Below are 18,769 nucleotides of genomic sequence, written 5' to 3'. Positions count from 1 at the left end.
ACCCACAAGCCAATCCTTCCCGCCTACGCGTTTGTGTGCGTCAACCTAAAATTGAGACTCTATGCTCTCGCAACCTATTAGTGTAACTTTCGACATCGGTGGTGGCCGTATGGTATCCATCGAAACCGGTAAACTGGCACGCCAGGCTCATGGCTCCGTTACCGTTCGCCAGGGTAATAGCATCATGCTTGCTACCGTGGTAGCCAACAAAGAACCCAAAGAAGGCCAGGAATTTTTCCCCCTGGTAGTAGATTACAACGAAAAATTTGCCTCTGCCGGTCGTATTCCTGGCTCTTTCTTCAAAAGAGAAGGCCGTCTGAATGATTATGAGGTATTGGTAAGCCGTTTGATCGACCGTTCTTTACGTCCGTTATTCCCCGAAGACTATTTCTGCGATGTACAAGTGCTCATTACGCTTGTTTCCAGCGATAAAGAAGTAATGCCCGATGCACTGGCGTGCCTCGCTGCTTCTGCCGCACTCGCAGTATCAGATATTCCAATCAAAGAAGTGATCTCTCAGGTACGTGTAGCACGTATCGACGGGAACTTCGTTGTGAATCCAAGTCGTACTGAACTCGCTACCGCCGATATGGACTTCCTCATCGCAGCTACTGAAAAGAACCTCATGATGGTGGAAGGTGAGTCGAAGGAATGTAGTGAAGAAGACCTGGTAAAGGCGCTCGAAATTGCCCACGACGCCATTCGCATTCAGATCAAAGCACAACACGAACTGCGTGAAAAAGCAGGCGTGCAAGGCAAACGTGATTACACCAAACCCGAACAGAACGAAGAGCTCCGCGCTCAGGTAAATGCTTTTGCAAAAGATAAGATCTATGCGATCGCCAAAAGCGCGTCTGCGAAACACGCCCGCAGCGAAGCTTTCGATACCCTGAAAAAGGAACTCATTGAAAGCCTCGGCGAAGAAGTAGACGACAAGTCCAAGAAGCAGGCTAAAAAATACTACGAAGATCTCCAATGGGAACTTGTACGTGACATGATGATCAATGATCGAGTACGTCTCGATGGCCGTCAGCTCGACCAGGTACGTGGCCTCGCCATGGAAGTGGATGCACTGCCTTCACCCCACGGTTCTGCGTTGTTTACCCGAGGTGAAACACAATCTCTCACCACCGTTACATTGGGTACTCCGTTGGATGAGCTGCTGATAGAAAGTGCCGCCAACTCCGAATATTCCAAATTCATCCTGCATTATAACTTCCCGCCATTCTCTACCGGTGAAGTGAAAATGATGCGTGGTCCAGGCCGTCGTGAAGTTGGTCATGGTAACCTCGCCATGCGTTCACTGAAGCAGATGATGCCAGGCACCGAGTATCCTTACACCGTTCGCGTGGTAAGTGACGTACTCGAATCGAACGGTTCATCTTCAATGGCGACCGTTTGCGCTGGTTCACTCGCCCTCATGGATGCAGGTGTTCCCTTCCCCAAACACGTTGGTGGTGTGGCCATGGGATTGGTTACCCGCGCTTCCGATAATAAGTATGCTATCCTCACCGATATCCTCGGAGATGAAGATCACCTCGGTGATATGGACTTCAAGGTAACCGGTACCCGCGAAGGTATTTGCGGTGTACAAATGGATATCAAGATCGATGGCCTCAGCATGGACACTATGCGCGAAGCATTGGAGCAGGCACGTAAAGGCCGTCTTCATATCCTCGAAGCCATGTACGAATGTATGCCTGCAGCCCGTGAAGAAGTGAAACCACATGCACCACGCATGGAGAAACTCTTCATCGACAAGGAATTCATTGGTGCGGTGATCGGACCACAAGGAAAGATCATTCAGGAGATCCAGCGCGAAACCGGCACTACCATCAACATCGAAGAAGTTGGTAACTACGGTGAAGTAAGCGTATTCAGCCCTGCGAAAGAAGGTCTGGACAAAGCTGTAGCCTGGATCAAAGGTATTACCGCAATGCCCGAAGTTGGTTCCGTATACGAAGCAACGGTGAAAGGCATCAAGGAATTCGGCGCTTTCGTAGAGTTCCTGCCCGGTAAACAAGGTTTGCTCCACATCAGTGAGATCTCTCACAAACGTCTCGATAGCATGGAAGGTGTGTTGAAAGAAGGCGAGAAGGTGAAAGTGAAACTGATCGGCATCGACCACAAAACCGGCAAATTCAAACTGAGCCGCAAAGTATTAATGCCCAAACCCGAAGGCGGACCCAGATCGCCCCAGGGCAATGGAGCTGCTCCACAGCAGTAATCCCGCGAGGTTATTAATACCAGCATAAATAATAAAAGGGTGAGCTGCTTTGCAAAGTGGCTCACCCTTTTGTATTAACGGCGTGGCCACAAACTGCCCGTTGCAATTCATTCATCATTTACTACCGTTATGGCAAACTATCTACACGCAAAGTTTCATCCCGTCACCAAAGAGCAGCAGGAAATACTGATCGCTTTACTGAGCGAGCAGGGTTTCGAAGGATTTGAGGAAGGTCCCCAATACCTGTCCGCATTTATACCCGAAGAGCAGCTTGATGAGGAGGCGCTGGTGGTGCTGGCTCAATCCATGGCAGTGAAGTACACGGCCGAAAGCATTGCCCAGCGTAACTGGAATGAAGAATGGGAAAAGAATTTCGAGCCCGTGGTGGTAGATAAATTCTGCGCGGTACGCGCACATTTTCATGCACCCATCAAAGACGTGCAGTATGAAGTCGTCATCACACCCAAGATGAGTTTCGGTACCGGCCATCATTCTACCACTTATATGATGATCCAGTATATGGAACAACTTGACCTGGTGGGGAAATCGGTGCTCGATTTTGGTACGGGCACAGGAATATTGGCCATATTGGCGGAAAAGCAGGGCGCCGCAACTATTACAGCGATTGACAACGACGATTGGAGTGTGGAAAATGCGGCAGAGAATATTGCAGTAAACGGCGCCACAAAGATCGTGCTGAAGAAGGCCGACAGTTTAGAAAAATTTGGAACATTTAATGTGATACTGGCCAACATCAATAAGCATGTTTTGTTGGCAAATATGGGTGCCCTTAAACAACATTTAACACCAGGGGGCGTTATTATCATGAGTGGCCTGCTGGCAGGCGACCGGTCTGATATCCTGACATCCGCAAACAGCCACGGAATTCAATTTGTGGATGAAAAACAGCATCAGGCCTGGATCGCACTAAGGTTAACCACTGTGTAACAGAATAAAAGGGTGTGAGACAGCTTTTTAAACTGTTTTTCCCTTATATTTGAATTTTCCAACTTTCAACCAACTATTCAATGAAAGAAGTGCTCATCATTGTAATAGCATATTTGATCGGCTCTGTTCCTACAGCTGTTTGGGTAAGCAAAGGTTTCTTCGGTATCGACATCCGTGAATACGGTAGCGGTAATGCCGGCGCTACCAATACCTTCCGCGTTTTAGGCTCCCGCTGGGGTACGTTCGTGATGATCATGGACATGCTCAAGGGCGTTGCTGCCACCAGTCTCTATCTCCTGTTACCATTTTACGCTGATATCGCCAATGAGTGGGATCGCACCAACCTGATGGTAGGTCTCGGCCTGGCTGCTGTGCTGGGGCACATTTTTCCCATTTGGGCCGATTTCAGGGGCGGTAAAGGAGTAGCCACTTTATTTGGAATGATACTCGCCATTCAACCCATTGTGGCTGTATGTTGCGTAGGTGTATTTCTCCTCGTACTTTATCTGACGCGCTTCGTATCGCTCAGTTCGATATTTGCCAGTATCGCATTTGCAGTATTGATCCTTTTTATCTTTAATGAAAAAGAACCACTGTACCGCGCATTTGCCATTGCTGTAGCATTACTGGTGATACTTACACACCAGAAGAATATTACCCGCCTCTTGCGCGGCAGCGAAAGCAAAGTGCCCATATTGAAGTACCGTGACCGCAAAAGAGAACGGCGGAGACTCGCCAAAGAAGAAGACTAATCACTACAGATTGTTACATAATTGGGACATCCGCCACAATATGGCGGATGTTTCGTTTTTATACCTGGTTAAGTATTAAGGAGAAATCAACATTGCTGGTATTAAATTAGTAGCTGGTACAAAGATTGTTTCTCTATTTTTGACAAAATATATTCTCCATGAAAAGAACCTTTGTTGCAGCCGCAGCACTAGCCCTCATTATTGGCTGCAGCCAAAATACGATCACCGGAAGAAACCAGCTATCGCTCTACAACGAAGCAGATATTCAAAGCATGGCCGCTTCCGAATACACACAATTCCTCAGTCAGAATAAAGTAGTCGCCTCCACAGCTAATAAGGATGCAGAAATGGTACGCAGGGTAGGGCAACGCCTTACCTCCGCCATCAATAGCTACTACGCCTCCAAAGGATTATCGCAGGAATTGGAAGGATATAAGTGGGAGTACAACCTGGTCGATTCCAAAGAAGTAAATGCCTGGTGTATGCCCGGTGGCAAGATCGTGGTGTATACCGGCCTGCTGCCGATCACCCAAAATGAAGCGGCCCTTGCCGTGGTGATGGGCCACGAAATCGCACACGCCCTCGCCAAGCATGGTAATGAACGTATGAGCCAGGCCACCGTACAACAACTGGGTGGGGTAGCGCTCTCAGTTGCTATCGCCAACAAAACACCCGAAGCGCAGAACCTCTTTATGAGCGCTTATGGCGTCGGTTCGCAGGTAGGAGCCCTTTTGCCATTCTCGCGCAAACAGGAGCTGGAAGCCGATCATTATGGCCTTATATTCGCTGCTATGGCCGGATACGATCCTCAACAAGCCATCCCACTATGGGAACGCATGGCTGCCGCCGGTAACGGACAAAAACCACCGGAAATATTAAGTACTCACCCCGCCGAAGCAACCCGTATAGATAAGTTGCGGGAGTTGATGCCGGAAGCACTTAAGTACTATAAACCCATCGGTAAATAGGTTATAAAGAAATTATATAATAATTTTTCAAATAACCCGCCAGTGGCATATTAATGCCCCTGGCGGGTTTTTTAATGCGAAAAGTTCCAAAACATGGCAGATTTGCCTTACCTTTGCAATCCCGTTTGAACTAATCCTTAGTTACTTACTAAAAAAACTTCTCAGGCATGTCGCAAAACTTATTAGATAAGCTTCAGCTTCAGGAAGAAAAAAATGTACTGATCCAGGGACTTCCCTCCTCCATCGAGAAACAGTTTGTCAAATTAGCCTTTTCAAAGAATGTAACGCCTTTGTTGAAGACGCGCAAAATCGACTTTGCACTGGTGTTTGCAGTCAATGAGAACCAGTTGACAGGCATCATGAAGGACGTAATCCCGGCTTTACAGGAAGAAGGTAAATTCTGGATCGCGTATCCAAAATCCTCTTCCAAAATTGCAACCAATCTTAACCGTCAATGCAGTTGGGACTGTGTACGGAATGCCGGCTTTGAAGGCGCCGACGAAGTGGCCCTCGATCATGTTTGGACCGCTATGCGCTTTAGCAAAGTAGCACCCGCACCAGCCGCCGCACCTGCTAAACCTGCCCGCAGGGCTCCGGTACCCGGCAAACGAGTACCCGCCATGGCAGAGTAACCATCGTCACAACCACAAATTATTGCTAACAGACCCGCACCAATGGGTCTGTTTTTTTATGCCCCGGCACGGGTGCCACGCCATATTTTGAAATCGTCCATTTATTCAAACCACCAGCCATGTCTTTTATCAATATCGAATTCAAAGCCCGCACGCTGCATCCCGGCGACATCAGGCAATACCTGCTTGATCATGGCGCGGAATACCGCGGCACCGACGTACAAACCGATACCTATTTCAAAGTGCCCAACGGACGCCTGAAGTTGCGCGAAGGCCATATTGAAAAGAACCTTATCTGGTATCAGCGATCCAACCAGGCCGGGCCCAAACAGGCCGATTGTCTGCTAACCCCGGTAGCGGAGGCAAACAGCCTGCGCCAGACGCTCATTCATGCGCTTGGTATTAAGGTAACGGTCGTCAAGAAACGCGAGATCTATTTTATCGGCAACGTAAAGTTCCACATCGATGAGCTGGATAGCCTGGGCACCTTCGTGGAAGTAGAAGCCAGTAACAAAAACGACGACTTGCCCGTCGAAAAACTCCGCGAACAATGCGAATACTACCGTCAGGCATTCGGCGTGGCCGACGATGATCTTATACAAGTCTCTTACAGCGATATGTTGCTTGAAAAGTCAGGGGACCAGGAATAAATTGCAACGAAATCTTACCGATCTATAGATGGTTAACGGCAAACCAACGGCACCGACACTTTGAAGAATAGCGTCGTTTCTTCTACAATCGCCTCGCCGAGTTGCAGCAGCCGCAACTTATTGTTGATATGAGAAAGACCCATGCCGCTCGACATCATCGGCGTTTCCCTGCGTTGCAGCTTGTTCTCGACCGAGAGGAACTGACCGTCCTGGCATTTGATCCAGACTTCTAAAGGTTGCTCGCGCGATACAATGTTGTGTTTGACGGCATTCTCGACCAGTAACTGCATTGTAAGCGATGGAACAAGGCATTGATGAAACGAAACCGGTACTTCGATCATTAGCCGAAACTGGTTGCCATGTCTGATACGCAGCAAATGTTCATACGAATAAATAAAACGTAGCTCATCGGCTACCGTCACCAGGTCCTGGTTATTGCTGTGCAGGAGGTACCGGTACACTTTACTGAGCTCGTTGGTGAACCGCTCCGCCTGTACCGGATCTTCGGCAATCAGCGTACTCAGCGAATTAAGGCTACTGAAGAGGAAATGCGGGTTGATCTGGTTCTTTAAGACATCGAATTTTGCCTGCCATTCCGATCCGATCAGCCTTTCTTTTTCTGCCGAAGTTTGCTGCCACTGCTTCCATAAATAACCACCTTCATAAATGAACAATGTTACCGTTGCGTAAAAGATCAGTACGCCCAGACCGCTTGAATAGTCGACCATGGTAGGCCATACCAGGGGGTAGCTGCCCAGGGCACCGTGCACCAGGTTGCGTAAAATGAAACCGAAATGAGAAATGGCAACAATGGCCAGTATGAGTATGAGGAGGCGCTGACGGATGCGGGCCAGGCCCGGCCACCTGGCCTGAAGGTAAATGGCCGTTAGGCGCGACAATTCCCACCCTACATAACCGCAGGAAAGGGCTACCATGACGAGGATCGGTAATTTGTTGGTGGGTGTATCCAGGTATAGCTTTAGCCTGAAAAACAGCGCGCCCACGGTAAATAGAAATACCGGGCCGAACAGGCGCATCCGCCTGTCTGTACCTGAACAAAATGGAGAGTGCATGGCTATCATCGGAAACTGCTGCCGCCAAATGTACAGGATAAAGGCTATACTGCAGAATCCTGCAAGTAATAGCAGGAACAGGTGCGTATGAATTGAGAAAAATGAAGCATGAGTTGTTTTGCCTTGCCGTTGCTGATTAGTTCGGTGGTCAAAAATGTCAATCCGGGGCCCTTAAATAGCCGATTCAGTCAGAAGGTTTTCAGCAAAAGTGGTGGTCAGCCTATTAAAGGGAAGTGGTTTTGCGGATAATAAAATGTGGGAATCGTTCCAGCACGGGTATATGGTCTGCTGTATACTGATAATGAAAATCAGCGTTCAGTTTATTCCAGAATGGGTAGTGTTGAACATCTGCCAGCGTCTCCAGCAGGATCGTCAACTGCAGTTCCTGATAGCTAAAAGATAATGCGAAGTGGTTGGAGATGGGTTGCTCAGCCCAATGAAATTCCTTAAAACATTTCCTTAAGTCATCTTTGATGCGGGTTACTGCCAGGCTGTCTTCTTCATAGTTTGGATGGAAATCCAGCGCCCGTCCATAAAAATCCAGCCTTATGGTGGAGATGTCCTCCTGGATCAACCGAACAATAGCGCCATATAGGGTTAGATCGTCTTGAAGTAATAAATGTAATGAAGCCGGTGGCAAAAGGTCGTGATTGATGGGGGCGGGTAGCAGGGGCATATTGGTAACCAGGAGGCCATTGTCGCTGGTATGGATAAACTTTAGATCACCAGAGGTTCTTTTGAATTGTTGAATCTGTGCGGGATCGAGTGCAAGCAGGTTTCGTAAATTGCTAATATAGTCCATCGGCTGGGCGGTACAAATGACGAAGGGTAAAATGAATAGCTTAACCAGAAGCATCTTTTGAGCCATCTTCTTAATTGCTGTCAGGATCATTCCGCAAAATGGATTGCCATGAATTCTTCGATAGATGTCGCCCCCATCGTGGTAAAGTACTTACCGTCTGTATCGAGGATCACAAACTCGTACCCGCCATTGTTTGTGGGACGGATGTACACCTGCGCTTCATAATCCCACGGATAGCTTGAAGTGGTTTTGGCTTCCAGAAATGGGATCAATTGACTGGGGTCAGTGTCCGTGTCCTTCAAGACCACTTTTACTTCCTTATTCTTAAGGTGCTTCGCCAGGCGAGGTGAAAAGAAGTGAACAGGTACACTAAAAGAATTACATAGTTTGATAGCTTTCTTTTTGTGCATATTGATGTGTGTACCATTCCCGATAAACTGGATCAGGTCGGCTGGGATCGATGCATATAGTGCATACAGTTCCTTTAAAGAAAGGAAGGATATCTTTTTCAATTTGCTTGCTTGCAGCTTGTCGAAGTTTATGATCTCGTCAAGTTGGTGGGGGGCCGAATTGACATACACAAAGCCTGCCTGTAATTTTTGGTGCACCTCCTGTGTATAAGCGGAGATCAGCGATTCGCCGTTGTCATATTGGAGGTCCGAATTATGAGAGCCATCCATAAATCCTGTCGTGAGATGTAATCCTGCAAGATCTACATTCACCTCCCAGATATCTGAGGGTTCAAAAGCTTCTTTCGGCGTCCCTTTTCTAAAAGCCTGGTAAAACAACGACATATTGACAAGTTTTGATAGTGCGTCCAGGCATTAGCCCGTCACCGCAAAATACAATCTTGCCTATTTAGCGGGAAGTTGATAAGCTGGAATTTGCCTCAAGTGCTTGTTTGTGTGGTTGAATTGGGGGTTTTGCTATTTCAATATCACCGTTCCATTCTGCTTGATCATGTCCTGCTCCATTTGCTTCAATGCCATATGCGTTTGTAACAACACCAGCAGCTCTTCGGAATTATGTGGCTTTTGCATGTCGCGCTGGTTCTCATCGATCAGCCGGCGGATCTTTCGGATCTTTAAGTAATTGACGGCCGACTTAACATCAGCCCTATAGATATCCTCCGTTGTAGGTAGCTTGCCATCGAAGTGTTCGTTCCATTTGGGGCTCATCTCATACGCAAAGTCCATCACCGTCACCACCATCGCACTCAACGTCTGGTCTTCGTGATACAGGAAATTCTTCGGTCCCGGTTCAACCCCTTCATCATACCACACTTTATAGGTGTCCAGGATGCGTACCAGGTCCTTGTTGTCGATCATGTTCTGGTCAACCGACTCTTCGAAGATATAATCTGCCACACGACGGCTTTCATCCCAGGGCTTCAACCCATAATCCAGCAGGCAACGAACCATCGCCCGCTCGTTCATTTCATCCTTATTGAACAACGAACCGGCTTCATCTTCGGGAACAAAAATAGGAGGGCCATCATCATAGAAATCCGGACCACCATCCATTGGCGGAAATGGCGACTGCGACTGTTGCTGTTTGGCTTCCTGTTTGGTGAGCTTGTCCCGGATGAATTTGTTCACCAGGTTGTTCAAACCCACTTCTTCGATCCGTAACAGATCTGCACAACGACGGATATAGTCCTGCTGCTTGGTGAAATCTTCCGTCTTATTCAGCTTCGAAATGGTCTCGGCGATCTGGTTTACCAGTGCCGCCTTCTTATTCGTATCGTCACCGGCATCCTTTAACAGGATCTCCACCTGGAAAAGGATAAAGTCTTTCTTACTTGCTTTTACAAAATCCCGGAACTGCTCGGCGCCGATCTTATTCACATAACTATCGGGATCTTCGTTGTCGGGAATCAATACCAGCTTTACGTTCAACCCTTCCTCGAGCGCGAGATCGAGGCCACGTAGCGCCGCTTTAACACCGGCTGAGTCACCATCGTAAATGATCGTGAGGTTCTTCGTGTACTTCTTCACCAGCCGCAACTGATCGGGCGTAAGAGATGTACCACCCGAGGCCACTACATTCTCGATGCCTGCCTGGTGCAGCGACACCACATCGGTATAGCCTTCTACCAGTAAACACTCATCGTTCTTATCGATCGATTGGCGTGCGAAGTAAGAACCATACAGGATCTTGCTCTTATGGTAGATCTCGTTCTCGGGCGTATTGATGTATTTCGGCGCACGCTCCACCTTGCCGATCACGCGGGCTCCAAAGCCTAATACTTTGCCACTTTGGTTGTGGATAGGAAAGATGATACGCCCCCGGTAGTTATCGTAAGGCCTGTCATCCCGCACCACTATCAACCCTGTTTTCTGCAGGTAATCCTGGTTGTATTGAGCCGCCAGTGCCGCTTTGGCGAAAGCGTCCCTTTCGGGCAGGCAATAGCCGATCTGAAACTTGCGGATAATGTCCTCATTGAAGCCCCGCTCCCTGAGGTAACTCATCGCAATCGCATCACCGTCTTCAGACTCAAACAATTGCTTCGCGAAATATTGTTGGGCAAATTGATTGATGATGTACAAGCTGTCAGCAACCTGGTATTGTGCCTTCAGCTCAGGACTGATCTCCGTTTCCTCGATCTCAACATTGTACTTGTTGGCCAGCCAGCGCAATGCCTCTACATAGGAGTACTTTTCCACTTCCATCAAAAAACTGATGGAGTTACCGCTTTTGCCGCAGCCAAAACATTTATAGATCTCCTTGGTAGGGGATACCGAAAAGGAAGGCGATTTCTCGTTGTGAAAAGGACAAAGCCCGATATAGTTCACCCCGCGCTTCTTGAGCTTCACAAAGCTGCCCACTACCTCCACCACATCGACCCGGCTAAGGATTTGTTGTATCGTTTGTTGACTTATCAACTGATTTTCAGTTTGTTATTTTGAACCGGCAAAATTAAGCTATTACGCCTTCACCTTCAAAAATTACAGTAAAAATGCCAGATGGGCTGGGATCATTTCCGCGCCTGAGAGAGTCGCTTGCTGTAACCTTTATTCATCCCTATAGGAATTCTCTTACTGCGCATAATTGATTTTTGTTATGCGTTTGGGGTGGACTAATTTGCCCGTGTTTCCCGCCACGCCCAGTTACCCTAAATCCAACCGTATGATAACGACCTATACCCGAATGAACAATTTGCGCAGCATCATCCTGATCTGCCTCCTTACGGTTTCTTTTCTCAGTTCCCGGGCACAGGGCCGCGTGCTCATCAACGAATACCTTCCCTGGCCCAGCAACGGCTGTGGCACGACTGCAGAATTCATCGAACTTTTCAACTTCGGTCCCGGCCCGGTCAATATCGGTGGCTATATCGTAACTGATGGTGAATACTCCATCACTATACCGCGCAATACGATCCTGCCCGCCAATCAATATTATGTGTTGGCCGGACAAAATACCATACTCCAAAATTGCGGCAACGACACCCGGAATGTAGCGGTCAACCTTAACTGGACAACCTGCGGCTGTACGAGTACCGCCATCCCAACAACCGGCGATGGCCTGCTGACAGACGGCGGTAGCAGCAATGACCAGATTGTACTATTGGATTCCAACCTTGTCGTAATCGACGCGATCGTACGCAGCACGCCGGTTGAAGCGTCTGTATCGGTAACGACGTCATCGCTCGGCGGACAATTCACACCACGCAGCTTCGACCTGGATAATATGGGCATACAATATGAAGCAGTAGGGGAGTCGGCAGGCAGGGGCAATAGTTTTGCCCGTAAAGTGGATGGAGGCTGCGGATGGTTGAAAGATACCCATGAAAGTGCCGGGGATAGAAATAATACAACCGGGCAAACATTATCCTGGAATGCAACGCTCAGCCTCACACAACCTTACGACTGTACCACCAATGGAAGCGTGGTCATTACCGTATCCGACCCCACTTTGTTCCCCATGCAGTATACATTGGCACGCGATAAAGATTCAAACGAAGTCTTCGACGAGAACGATCAATATTTTAATGGGGTTGACAATACGGCTTCGAATATTCCGATTGGGAATCTGGCGGCGGGCAGTTACCGCCTCGCCATCGTGAGCACCCTGGGCTGCGATGCAACCCAACTCGATTTTTCAATACTGGGCTGTAGTGCTCGTTTGCTCAACCAATCCGTAACTGCCGATCAGCGCAATGGAGCTACAGCCGCTATTCGCTTACTCGGTAATCCGTTCGATGCCGACTGTAAATTGTCGATAAACGGGCAGAAAAAAGGGAAGTGGTGCGCTCAGGTCTACGATCAGTTGGGGCGACAGGTAAGGAAGCAGGAACTGCTCATTCAAACCGGTCAAAGCGATTACGCGCTCCCCATGCATACCCTCAAGGCGGGCGTGTACATCATCCGCCTCACTAATGAAACCGGCGAATGGGTGGCCAGCCTCAAGGGCCAGAAACGCTGATTCGGATACCCGTAAAAAGTCGGCACACTCAAGGTCTGCAAACCTTGATGCGTATACCCGCAAAAGGTCGCCACCTTCAAAGATCAGCAACCTTGATTGCATACCCGTAAAAGGTCGCCCGCGGGCAAATCCACCGGGCTATTTGCTAACGATCAATGGATCAATGTTTTTTTCGCCGCCATGTATACCTCCGCTGCCCACCTTGCTTGCCGGGATTGCTTCTCCGGGCTAGCTTCCCTCTCGCCTTATCGCTGTTCTGACACCTCAATGCCTCATTGGCGTTTTCGCCTCCTTGGTGGCTGATTGCTCCGTACCCAAGTTGGGGCCTTGTTGCATTTTCACCCCCTATGTTAAACCTGCGTGGAAGGTGAATAATTTTAATGGAAATCGCCCGGCGCTTTGGCCAAAACTTCCTAATTTAGATAAGAACCACTAGCAATCAGTCTTCGCGTTCTGAAACAGTTCTTTATTTCTTCACCTAAATTTTTCTCCCATGGTTACGACAGACGTAGCACAGCTTTCGCGTGAATGCAATGCCTGGAGGGAGACATTGCGTTCCTGGCGAGATGAGTTTGGCCAGCTTAAAAACAAACTCATAGATGTAGCCGCAAGGCAAACCACCAAAGAAGATCTACTGGAAGTAGATCACCTGGACAACCAGCTCCACATTCAGCTCATCAACATCCACGACCTCAAACATGCCATCAAGTCCCATTTCAGGCAGATCGAATCGGAAACAGTAAAAGGTCAGATCCAGGACGACACCGCCTCCCACCACGAATCACTGTACGATGAGTACCAGCAACTCGAACACACGCTGCAGGAAGTAAAGCAGGAATTCAAAGATTTCGCCGACCGAACGTGATCAGGGCCGCCTATAGGCCTCCGTTACCTTGACGCTGCCGGCACCCACTCTCCGGTGCACAGCCCGTCTACGCTATTGCCTGCGCAAAAGCGTAGCATATTCCTATCCCTATAACTCCCGCACCACATCTATTAATATTAAAAAACCTATGCTATGCCGGAATTTGATACGTCACACGTAAAAAATATCGTCTTGCTGGGCCACGCGGGCACAGGCAAGACAACATTGGCGGAATGCATGCTATTCGAAGCAGGCCTCATTACCCGCCGGGGTTCCGTCCAGGAACGCAACACTGTTTCCGACTACCACGAACTCGAACAGGAACGGGGCAACTCCATCTTCTCCACTTTACTGCATACCAAATGGCGTGGCTATAAGATCAACATCATCGACACGCCGGGCTATGACGATTTCGCCGGAGAGGTTGTTTCTGCCTTACGCGTAGCCGACACCGGGGTAATGCTCCTCAATGCCGTCATGGGCGTGGAAGTGGGCACCGATATCATATGGGATTATACCGAACAGTTCAAAACACCCATGATATTGGCCGTCAATAAACTCGACGACGACAACGCCGATTTCGACAACACTGTCCGCGAAGCCAAAAACCACTTTGGCAATAAAGTGGTGGTGGTGCAATATCCCCGCCAGCAGGGCGCAGGCTTTCACGAGATCATCGACGTGTTGCGCATGACGATGTATAAATTCAAGGATGCCGGTGGAAAGCCCGAAAAGTTACCCATTCCTGACGACGAAAAGTCCAGGGCCGAAGAACTCCACCGCGAACTGGTAGAGTCCATCGCCGGTAACGACGAAGCCCTCATGGAAAAATATTTCGACAAAGGAGAACTGGATGAAGATGAAATGAAGGATGGACTCAAAAAAGCCATGATCAACCACGATCTTTTTCCCTTGTTCTGTCTCTCTGCCGAACGCAATATGGGCAGTGGACGCCTGATGGGGTTCATCGACAACGTATGCCCCAGTGCCAATGAAATGCGGTCGGCCCAACTCGTATCATCGAAACAGGATCTGCCCTGCGATGCAAACGGGCCTGTCTGCCTCTTTATTTACAAAACAGTATCCGAACCTCACGTAGGCGAATTGTCTTTCTTCAAAGTATTCTCCGGAACGATTAAAAGCGGTATGGAGCTAACGAATGAGACCACCGGCGTATCGGAAAAACTCAACCAGCTTTTTGTAGTGGAAGGCAACAAACGCATCAACGTGAACGAACTCGTGGCCGGCGATATCGGCGCCACCCTCAAACTTAAAAATACCCACGTCAACAATACTTTGCATGGAAAAGGCAAGATCTTTGAACTGGAGCCCATCAAATTCCCGGCCGCCAATATGAGCGTGGCCATCGAGTCGATTAAGAAAGGAGAGGAGGAAAAGCTTTCCCTGGCGCTCCACCAATTGCCCGAAGAAGATCCTACCATCAGGGTTGAATTCTCTCAGGAGCTTAAACAAACCATTATCCATTGCCTCGGCGAACTCCACCTGTCCGTCATCAAATGGCGCATAGAACATTTGCATGGGGTGGAAGTGAAGTTCAGCCGGCCACGTATTCCGTATCGCGAAACCATTCGCCGCATGGCCGAATCCAACTACCGCCACAAAAAGCAATCCGGCGGCAGCGGCCAGTTTGGTGAAGTGTTCATGCGCATAGAACCCTGGTACGAAGGCATGCCCGATCCCAAGGGGCTTAATGTGAGAGCCCGTGAAGAACACAACCTCGACTGGGGCGGCAAACTCGTTTATTTTAATTGCATAGTTGGAGGGGCTATCGACGCCCGGTTTCTGCCCTCGATCATGAAAGGCGTCATGGAAAAAATGCACGAAGGGCCGCAGACCGGTTCCTTTGTTCGCGACGTGCGCGTATCGGTATACGATGGAAAAATGCATGCCGTCGATTCGAACGATATCTCTTTTAAAATAGCCGGACTCATGGCTTTTAAGCAGGCATTTGCACTGGCCGATCCGCAAATACTGGAACCTATCTATCATGTTGAAATATTATGTCCCGACGAACTTACCGGAGCTGTGATCGGTGACCTGCAAACACGCCGCGCCATCGTTGAAGGCATGGACACCGAAGGGCATTTCACGAAGATCCTTGCCAAGGTACCCCTGGCAGAAATGCACGATTATTCATCATCCCTGCGGTCTATCACCCAGGGCCGCGCCAAGTTTACCATGCAGTTTGAAGACTATGCGGCAGTACCGGGTGAGATACAGAAAAAATTGCAGGACGATTACCACAAACTAGCTAAAGAGGAGGTATAAAAAAACGGCCAGGCGTTCATATCGTCATTGTCCTCATTGGCAATCCCCGACGAATGAATGTGGTGCTTACCCGTGTTGTGCAACAGGTCATCGGCCCCAAAAGGCAGTGACCTGTTTTTTTGTGGGTCGCGCTTGCAGAAAGGGTTGCCACCTTGGTACCCGATGGCCCTGTTTTGTGGCACCTTTACCCCGACTTCCGGACCTGCTGCTTCACAAATGTTAAAGACTAGCCAAAAGAAGGCTTCCGATCGCAGTCTAAGGTCATTGGCCGAAAGGATGCATGCCTGTTGTCGTCTAACTATATCTCAAAGAGAATCAAATCATTATTGACGACAATTTATACCTGGTAATGAAAAAGATAGGAAGTTTGTTTGGCGTTCTTTTAGTAACTATCACTGTATTTGCACAAGGCAACCAAAACCGCGGGCAACGTAGCGGCGGTGGCTCCAATGGTCCTGGTGGAGAAGGGCGCCTGTATGGCCGCATTGTGGATGGCAAGAACAGCAAGGGTGTAGAAGCAGCTTCCGTACGCTTGTTCATGATCGTCAAAGATGCTGCTGGCGCACCCAAAGACAGCCTGGTGGGTGGCATGCTCTCTCAACCCAATGGCGACTTTAGCGTGGAAGGACTGTCTACAGCCGCCAAGTTTCGCCTCACCATCAGCGCTATCGGTTACAAGCCGATCGACCAACAAGTAGCCTTCAACCGTAAGGCAGGCAATGAAACCGATCTCGGCAACATCAAGATGGACCAGGATGCTGCCACGCTCGATGTCGTCACTGTAACAGGTACCAAACCCGCCCTGCAAATGGGTATCGATCGTAAGTTCTTCGATGTAGATAAAAGCCTTACCGCGGCTGGTGGTACAGGTATCGATGTCATGAAAAACATCCCTTCGGTAAATGTGGATGTAGATGGCAATGTAACCCTCCGCAATAGCACACCCCAGATCTTTGTAGATGGTCGTCCAACCATCCTCACGCTCGATCAGATACCCGCCGATAATATTGAAAGAGTAGAACTGATCACCAACCCCTCCGCCAAATTCGATGCTGCCAGCACCGGAGGTGTTATCAATGTGATCCTCAAGAAGAATAAGAAGCTGGGATTGAATGGCCTTGCCTCGATAGGTGCCGGTTACCCCGATATCCTCAATGGCAACCTGTCGATCAACCTGCGGCAAAACAAATTCAACTTCTTCGTAAGCGGCAACTACAACCAGAACGGTGGTATTGCTAAGAGTAAGTCTTACCGCGAAAACAAAAAGGCGGGCGAAATACAGAACTATTTTAACCAGGAATCGGAGGCGGATCGCTTGCGCAAATTCGGCTCAGTGCGTTTTGGCGTCGATTATTTCATGGACAATCGCAACACGTTCACGCTCTCGCAAAATATCGTGAGCGGCAACGACCGCAACGACGAAACCCAGCAGCAGCGGTATACCAATCTTAGCCATGACCTTACGCAATATGGCGACCGCCTGGCCAATGGTAGCAATAATTTTAATCGTTACAATACTCAGTTCTTGTATAAGCATAAGTTTTCGGAAGCTGGCAAGGAGTTGAGTGCAGACATTAGTTACAATACGGGTGGTGGCAACAGCGGTTCGCTCATCACCAATCATTATTTCAATCCGGATGGCACGGTCGCATCTCCCACCAATGTTGTACGCAATGATGGGAGCGACGACAACGACCAGGTCACTGTACAGGTCGATTTTATCGATCCCAAAGGCGATCACAGCAAGTTCGAGGCTGGCGTGCGCAGTTTTATCAATAACTACCGAAGCACCTACAATGCCTATTCAGTGGCTAATGGAACAGAGACCAAGTTGTCGCTCAGCAACAATTACAAGTACCGCGAAATGGTGAATGCAGCCTATGGTACCTACAGCAACAAGGTCGGGGAGTTCACTTATCAGGTAGGATTGCGGGCCGAGATATCTAAGTTCGATGGTGAACTTATCGACAGTGCGAAGAAGTTCGGATACTCCTATCCCGAAAAACTCGACAATATATTCGATGCCCTGTTCCCCAGTTTATTCATCACCAAATCGATCAGTGAAAGTGAAGATATTCAGGTGAATTATACGCGCCGTATCCGGAGGCCCAATTTCTGGCAGATGAATCCGTTCGTAGACATCAACGACCCGCTCAACCTGCGTCAGGGCAACCCTGGATTGAAACCGGAGTTCACCAACTCCTTCGAGTTCAACTATAATAAAAACTATGGTACAGGTAGTTTCCTGGGCGTTATTTACTACCGTAATACACAAGGAGAAATTACCCAGTACAGCGATACCATTTCCGACGCTCAGTACCAACAGCTGAACAACGCTGCAGTTGATCCCAATGCGATCCTGAATACCTTTATCAATGCAAACAATGAGAATGTATGGGGAAGTGAGCTGACCCTGCAGCAGAAAATAGGTAAGAACTTCGATTTCACGCCTACGGTGAGCCTGCAGTACATGAAGGTGAATGCGCGGATGGATAAGCTCGACCTCAGTAATGAAGGGTTCAACTGGGAAGCCAAACTGATCGCCAATTACCGCATCAACAGCAAAACGAAACTATTGAATAAACTGAGCCTGCAAGCCATTGGCGAATATGAATCGCCCGAAGTGCTGCCCCAGGGCAAGCGCAAAGATCAATACAGCGTGGATGCCGCCCTGCGTAAAGATTTCCTGAAAGGCAACAAGGGAACGCTCACGTTTAGTGTGAATGATGTGTTCAACAGCCGTCGCTGGGGAACCATCTATGATACCGAAAGCTTTTACCAGGACTCTTACCGCCGCCGCAACGTGCGCAGCTTCCGGGTAACCTTCACCTACAAGTTTGGTAAGGCTGATTTCAACCTATTCAAACGCAAGGGTAATAACGATGGTGGCGGTTTTGAAGAAGGCGGTGATAGAGGTTGATATGCTTTTTTTTATTAAAGTGTGCCTGTGCCCAACCCATGGGCACCGGCATTTTGTATAAATCCTTAATCTCCGAGCTTTTAACAGGGGCCAATTGCAACACCTGTTCTGCATTATGGTTTAAGCGGCAGAAAGGCGGAGAACCAACCTGGGCTAGCCCTTCAATCTAACTCTTCGGTTGTTGTTGACGTTGATGTATTTCTGTAGCTAATTTCTTA

The 18,769-nt window shown here is 48.8% G+C and carries 14 protein-coding genes; 10 read left to right on the top strand and 4 right to left on the bottom strand.

Features of this window, described 5'->3' with window-relative positions; translation table 11 throughout:
- Positions 1-61: 61 nt before the first annotated feature.
- The 6 genes from pnp (at position 62) to P2H89_RS11130 (ending at position 6,177) form a co-directional block, all read left to right on the top strand.
- On the top strand, positions 62-2,227 hold the full coding sequence (gene pnp / locus P2H89_RS11155; RefSeq protein WP_275826821.1) for a polyribonucleotide nucleotidyltransferase: 2,166 nt from the start codon (positions 62-64) through the stop codon (positions 2,225-2,227).
- A 129-nt stretch (positions 2,228-2,356) separates the two neighbouring features.
- A complete protein-coding gene (gene prmA / locus P2H89_RS11150; RefSeq protein WP_275826820.1) occupies positions 2,357-3,175 on the top strand; it encodes a 50S ribosomal protein L11 methyltransferase in 819 nt (272 codons plus the stop codon).
- Between the two features lie 80 nt (positions 3,176-3,255).
- Complete coding sequence (gene plsY, locus P2H89_RS11145; protein WP_275826819.1) at positions 3,256-3,927, top strand: glycerol-3-phosphate 1-O-acyltransferase PlsY; 672 nt, start codon at positions 3,256-3,258, stop codon at positions 3,925-3,927.
- A 158-nt stretch (positions 3,928-4,085) separates the two neighbouring features.
- The gene (locus P2H89_RS11140) at positions 4,086-4,895 is read left to right on the top strand and encodes a M48 family metallopeptidase (RefSeq protein WP_275826818.1); all 810 of its coding nucleotides are present in this window, start codon (positions 4,086-4,088) and stop codon (positions 4,893-4,895) included.
- A 167-nt stretch (positions 4,896-5,062) separates the two neighbouring features.
- Positions 5,063-5,527: a hypothetical protein gene (locus P2H89_RS11135; RefSeq protein WP_275826817.1), complete on the top strand. Its 465-nt coding sequence runs from the start codon at positions 5,063-5,065 to the stop codon at positions 5,525-5,527.
- Positions 5,528-5,646: 119 nt separating this feature from the next.
- Positions 5,647-6,177, top strand: coding sequence for a class IV adenylate cyclase (locus P2H89_RS11130; RefSeq protein ID WP_275826816.1), 531 nt, complete (start codon positions 5,647-5,649; stop codon positions 6,175-6,177).
- A gap of 32 nt (positions 6,178-6,209) precedes the next feature.
- On the opposite strand, the gene P2H89_RS11125 is transcribed toward P2H89_RS11130, so the two are convergent.
- The 4 genes from P2H89_RS11125 to dnaG form a co-directional block, all read right to left on the bottom strand.
- Positions 6,210-7,214 carry a histidine kinase gene (locus P2H89_RS11125; protein WP_275826815.1) on the bottom strand — a complete coding sequence of 335 codons (1,005 nt, stop codon included), beginning with the start codon at positions 7,212-7,214 and terminating at the stop codon, positions 6,210-6,212.
- Positions 7,215-7,473: 259 nt separating this feature from the next.
- Positions 7,474-8,142, bottom strand: a complete 669-nt coding sequence (locus P2H89_RS11120) for a hypothetical protein (protein WP_275826814.1) — start codon at positions 8,140-8,142, stop codon at positions 7,474-7,476.
- Positions 8,139-8,846: a hypothetical protein gene (locus P2H89_RS11115; RefSeq protein WP_275826813.1), complete on the bottom strand. Its 708-nt coding sequence runs from the start codon at positions 8,844-8,846 to the stop codon at positions 8,139-8,141. Before P2H89_RS11115 ends, P2H89_RS11120 begins: the two co-directional genes overlap by 4 nt.
- Before the next feature lie 132 nt (positions 8,847-8,978).
- Entirely contained in the window at positions 8,979-10,937 is a 1,959-nt protein-coding gene (gene dnaG / locus P2H89_RS11110; protein WP_275826812.1) for a DNA primase, read from the bottom strand.
- A 244-nt stretch (positions 10,938-11,181) separates the two neighbouring features.
- On the opposite strand from dnaG, the gene P2H89_RS11105 reads away from it, so the two are divergent.
- The 4 genes from P2H89_RS11105 to P2H89_RS11090 all read left to right on the top strand — a co-directional run bounded on the left by P2H89_RS11105 (position 11,182) and on the right by P2H89_RS11090 (position 18,551).
- Positions 11,182-12,477 carry a lamin tail domain-containing protein gene (locus P2H89_RS11105; RefSeq protein WP_275826811.1) on the top strand — a complete coding sequence of 432 codons (1,296 nt, stop codon included), beginning with the start codon at positions 11,182-11,184 and terminating at the stop codon, positions 12,475-12,477.
- 493 nt (positions 12,478-12,970) lie between these two features.
- Positions 12,971-13,342 carry a hypothetical protein gene (locus P2H89_RS11100; RefSeq protein ID WP_275826810.1) on the top strand — a complete coding sequence of 124 codons (372 nt, stop codon included), beginning with the start codon at positions 12,971-12,973 and terminating at the stop codon, positions 13,340-13,342.
- A gap of 153 nt (positions 13,343-13,495) precedes the next feature.
- Positions 13,496-15,631 carry an elongation factor G gene (locus P2H89_RS11095; RefSeq protein ID WP_275826809.1) on the top strand — a complete coding sequence of 712 codons (2,136 nt, stop codon included), beginning with the start codon at positions 13,496-13,498 and terminating at the stop codon, positions 15,629-15,631.
- 349 nt (positions 15,632-15,980) lie between these two features.
- On the top strand, positions 15,981-18,551 hold the full coding sequence (locus tag P2H89_RS11090) for a TonB-dependent receptor (RefSeq protein WP_275826808.1): 2,571 nt from the start codon (positions 15,981-15,983) through the stop codon (positions 18,549-18,551).
- Positions 18,552-18,769 lie beyond the last annotated feature (218 nt).

Source organism: Paraflavitalea sp. CAU 1676, assembly GCF_029223285.1.
Taxonomy (GTDB): domain Bacteria; phylum Bacteroidota; class Bacteroidia; order Chitinophagales; family Chitinophagaceae; genus Paraflavitalea.
This window is presented reverse-complemented; position numbering and strand designations above follow the sequence as displayed.

Excerpts from the sequence above, each read along its gene's own strand:
- pnp (WP_275826821.1), top strand. The coding sequence starts at position 62 with ATGCTCTCGCAACCTATTAGTGTAACTTTCGACATCGGTGGTGGCCGT.
- prmA (WP_275826820.1), top strand. The coding sequence starts at position 2,357 with ATGGCAAACTATCTACACGCAAAGTTTCATCCCGTCACCAAAGAGCAG.
- plsY (WP_275826819.1), top strand. The coding sequence starts at position 3,256 with ATGAAAGAAGTGCTCATCATTGTAATAGCATATTTGATCGGCTCTGTT.
- P2H89_RS11140 (WP_275826818.1), top strand. The coding sequence starts at position 4,086 with ATGAAAAGAACCTTTGTTGCAGCCGCAGCACTAGCCCTCATTATTGGC.
- P2H89_RS11135 (WP_275826817.1), top strand. The coding sequence starts at position 5,063 with ATGTCGCAAAACTTATTAGATAAGCTTCAGCTTCAGGAAGAAAAAAAT.
- P2H89_RS11130 (WP_275826816.1), top strand. The coding sequence starts at position 5,647 with ATGTCTTTTATCAATATCGAATTCAAAGCCCGCACGCTGCATCCCGGC.
- P2H89_RS11125 (WP_275826815.1), bottom strand. The coding sequence starts at position 7,214 with ATGCGCCTGTTCGGCCCGGTATTTCTATTTACCGTGGGCGCGCTGTTT.
- P2H89_RS11120 (WP_275826814.1), bottom strand. The coding sequence starts at position 8,142 with ATGATCCTGACAGCAATTAAGAAGATGGCTCAAAAGATGCTTCTGGTT.
- P2H89_RS11115 (WP_275826813.1), bottom strand. The coding sequence starts at position 8,846 with ATGTCGTTGTTTTACCAGGCTTTTAGAAAAGGGACGCCGAAAGAAGCT.
- P2H89_RS11105 (WP_275826811.1), top strand. The coding sequence starts at position 11,182 with ATGATAACGACCTATACCCGAATGAACAATTTGCGCAGCATCATCCTG.
- P2H89_RS11100 (WP_275826810.1), top strand. The coding sequence starts at position 12,971 with ATGGTTACGACAGACGTAGCACAGCTTTCGCGTGAATGCAATGCCTGG.
- P2H89_RS11095 (WP_275826809.1), top strand. The coding sequence starts at position 13,496 with ATGCCGGAATTTGATACGTCACACGTAAAAAATATCGTCTTGCTGGGC.
- P2H89_RS11090 (WP_275826808.1), top strand. The coding sequence starts at position 15,981 with ATGAAAAAGATAGGAAGTTTGTTTGGCGTTCTTTTAGTAACTATCACT.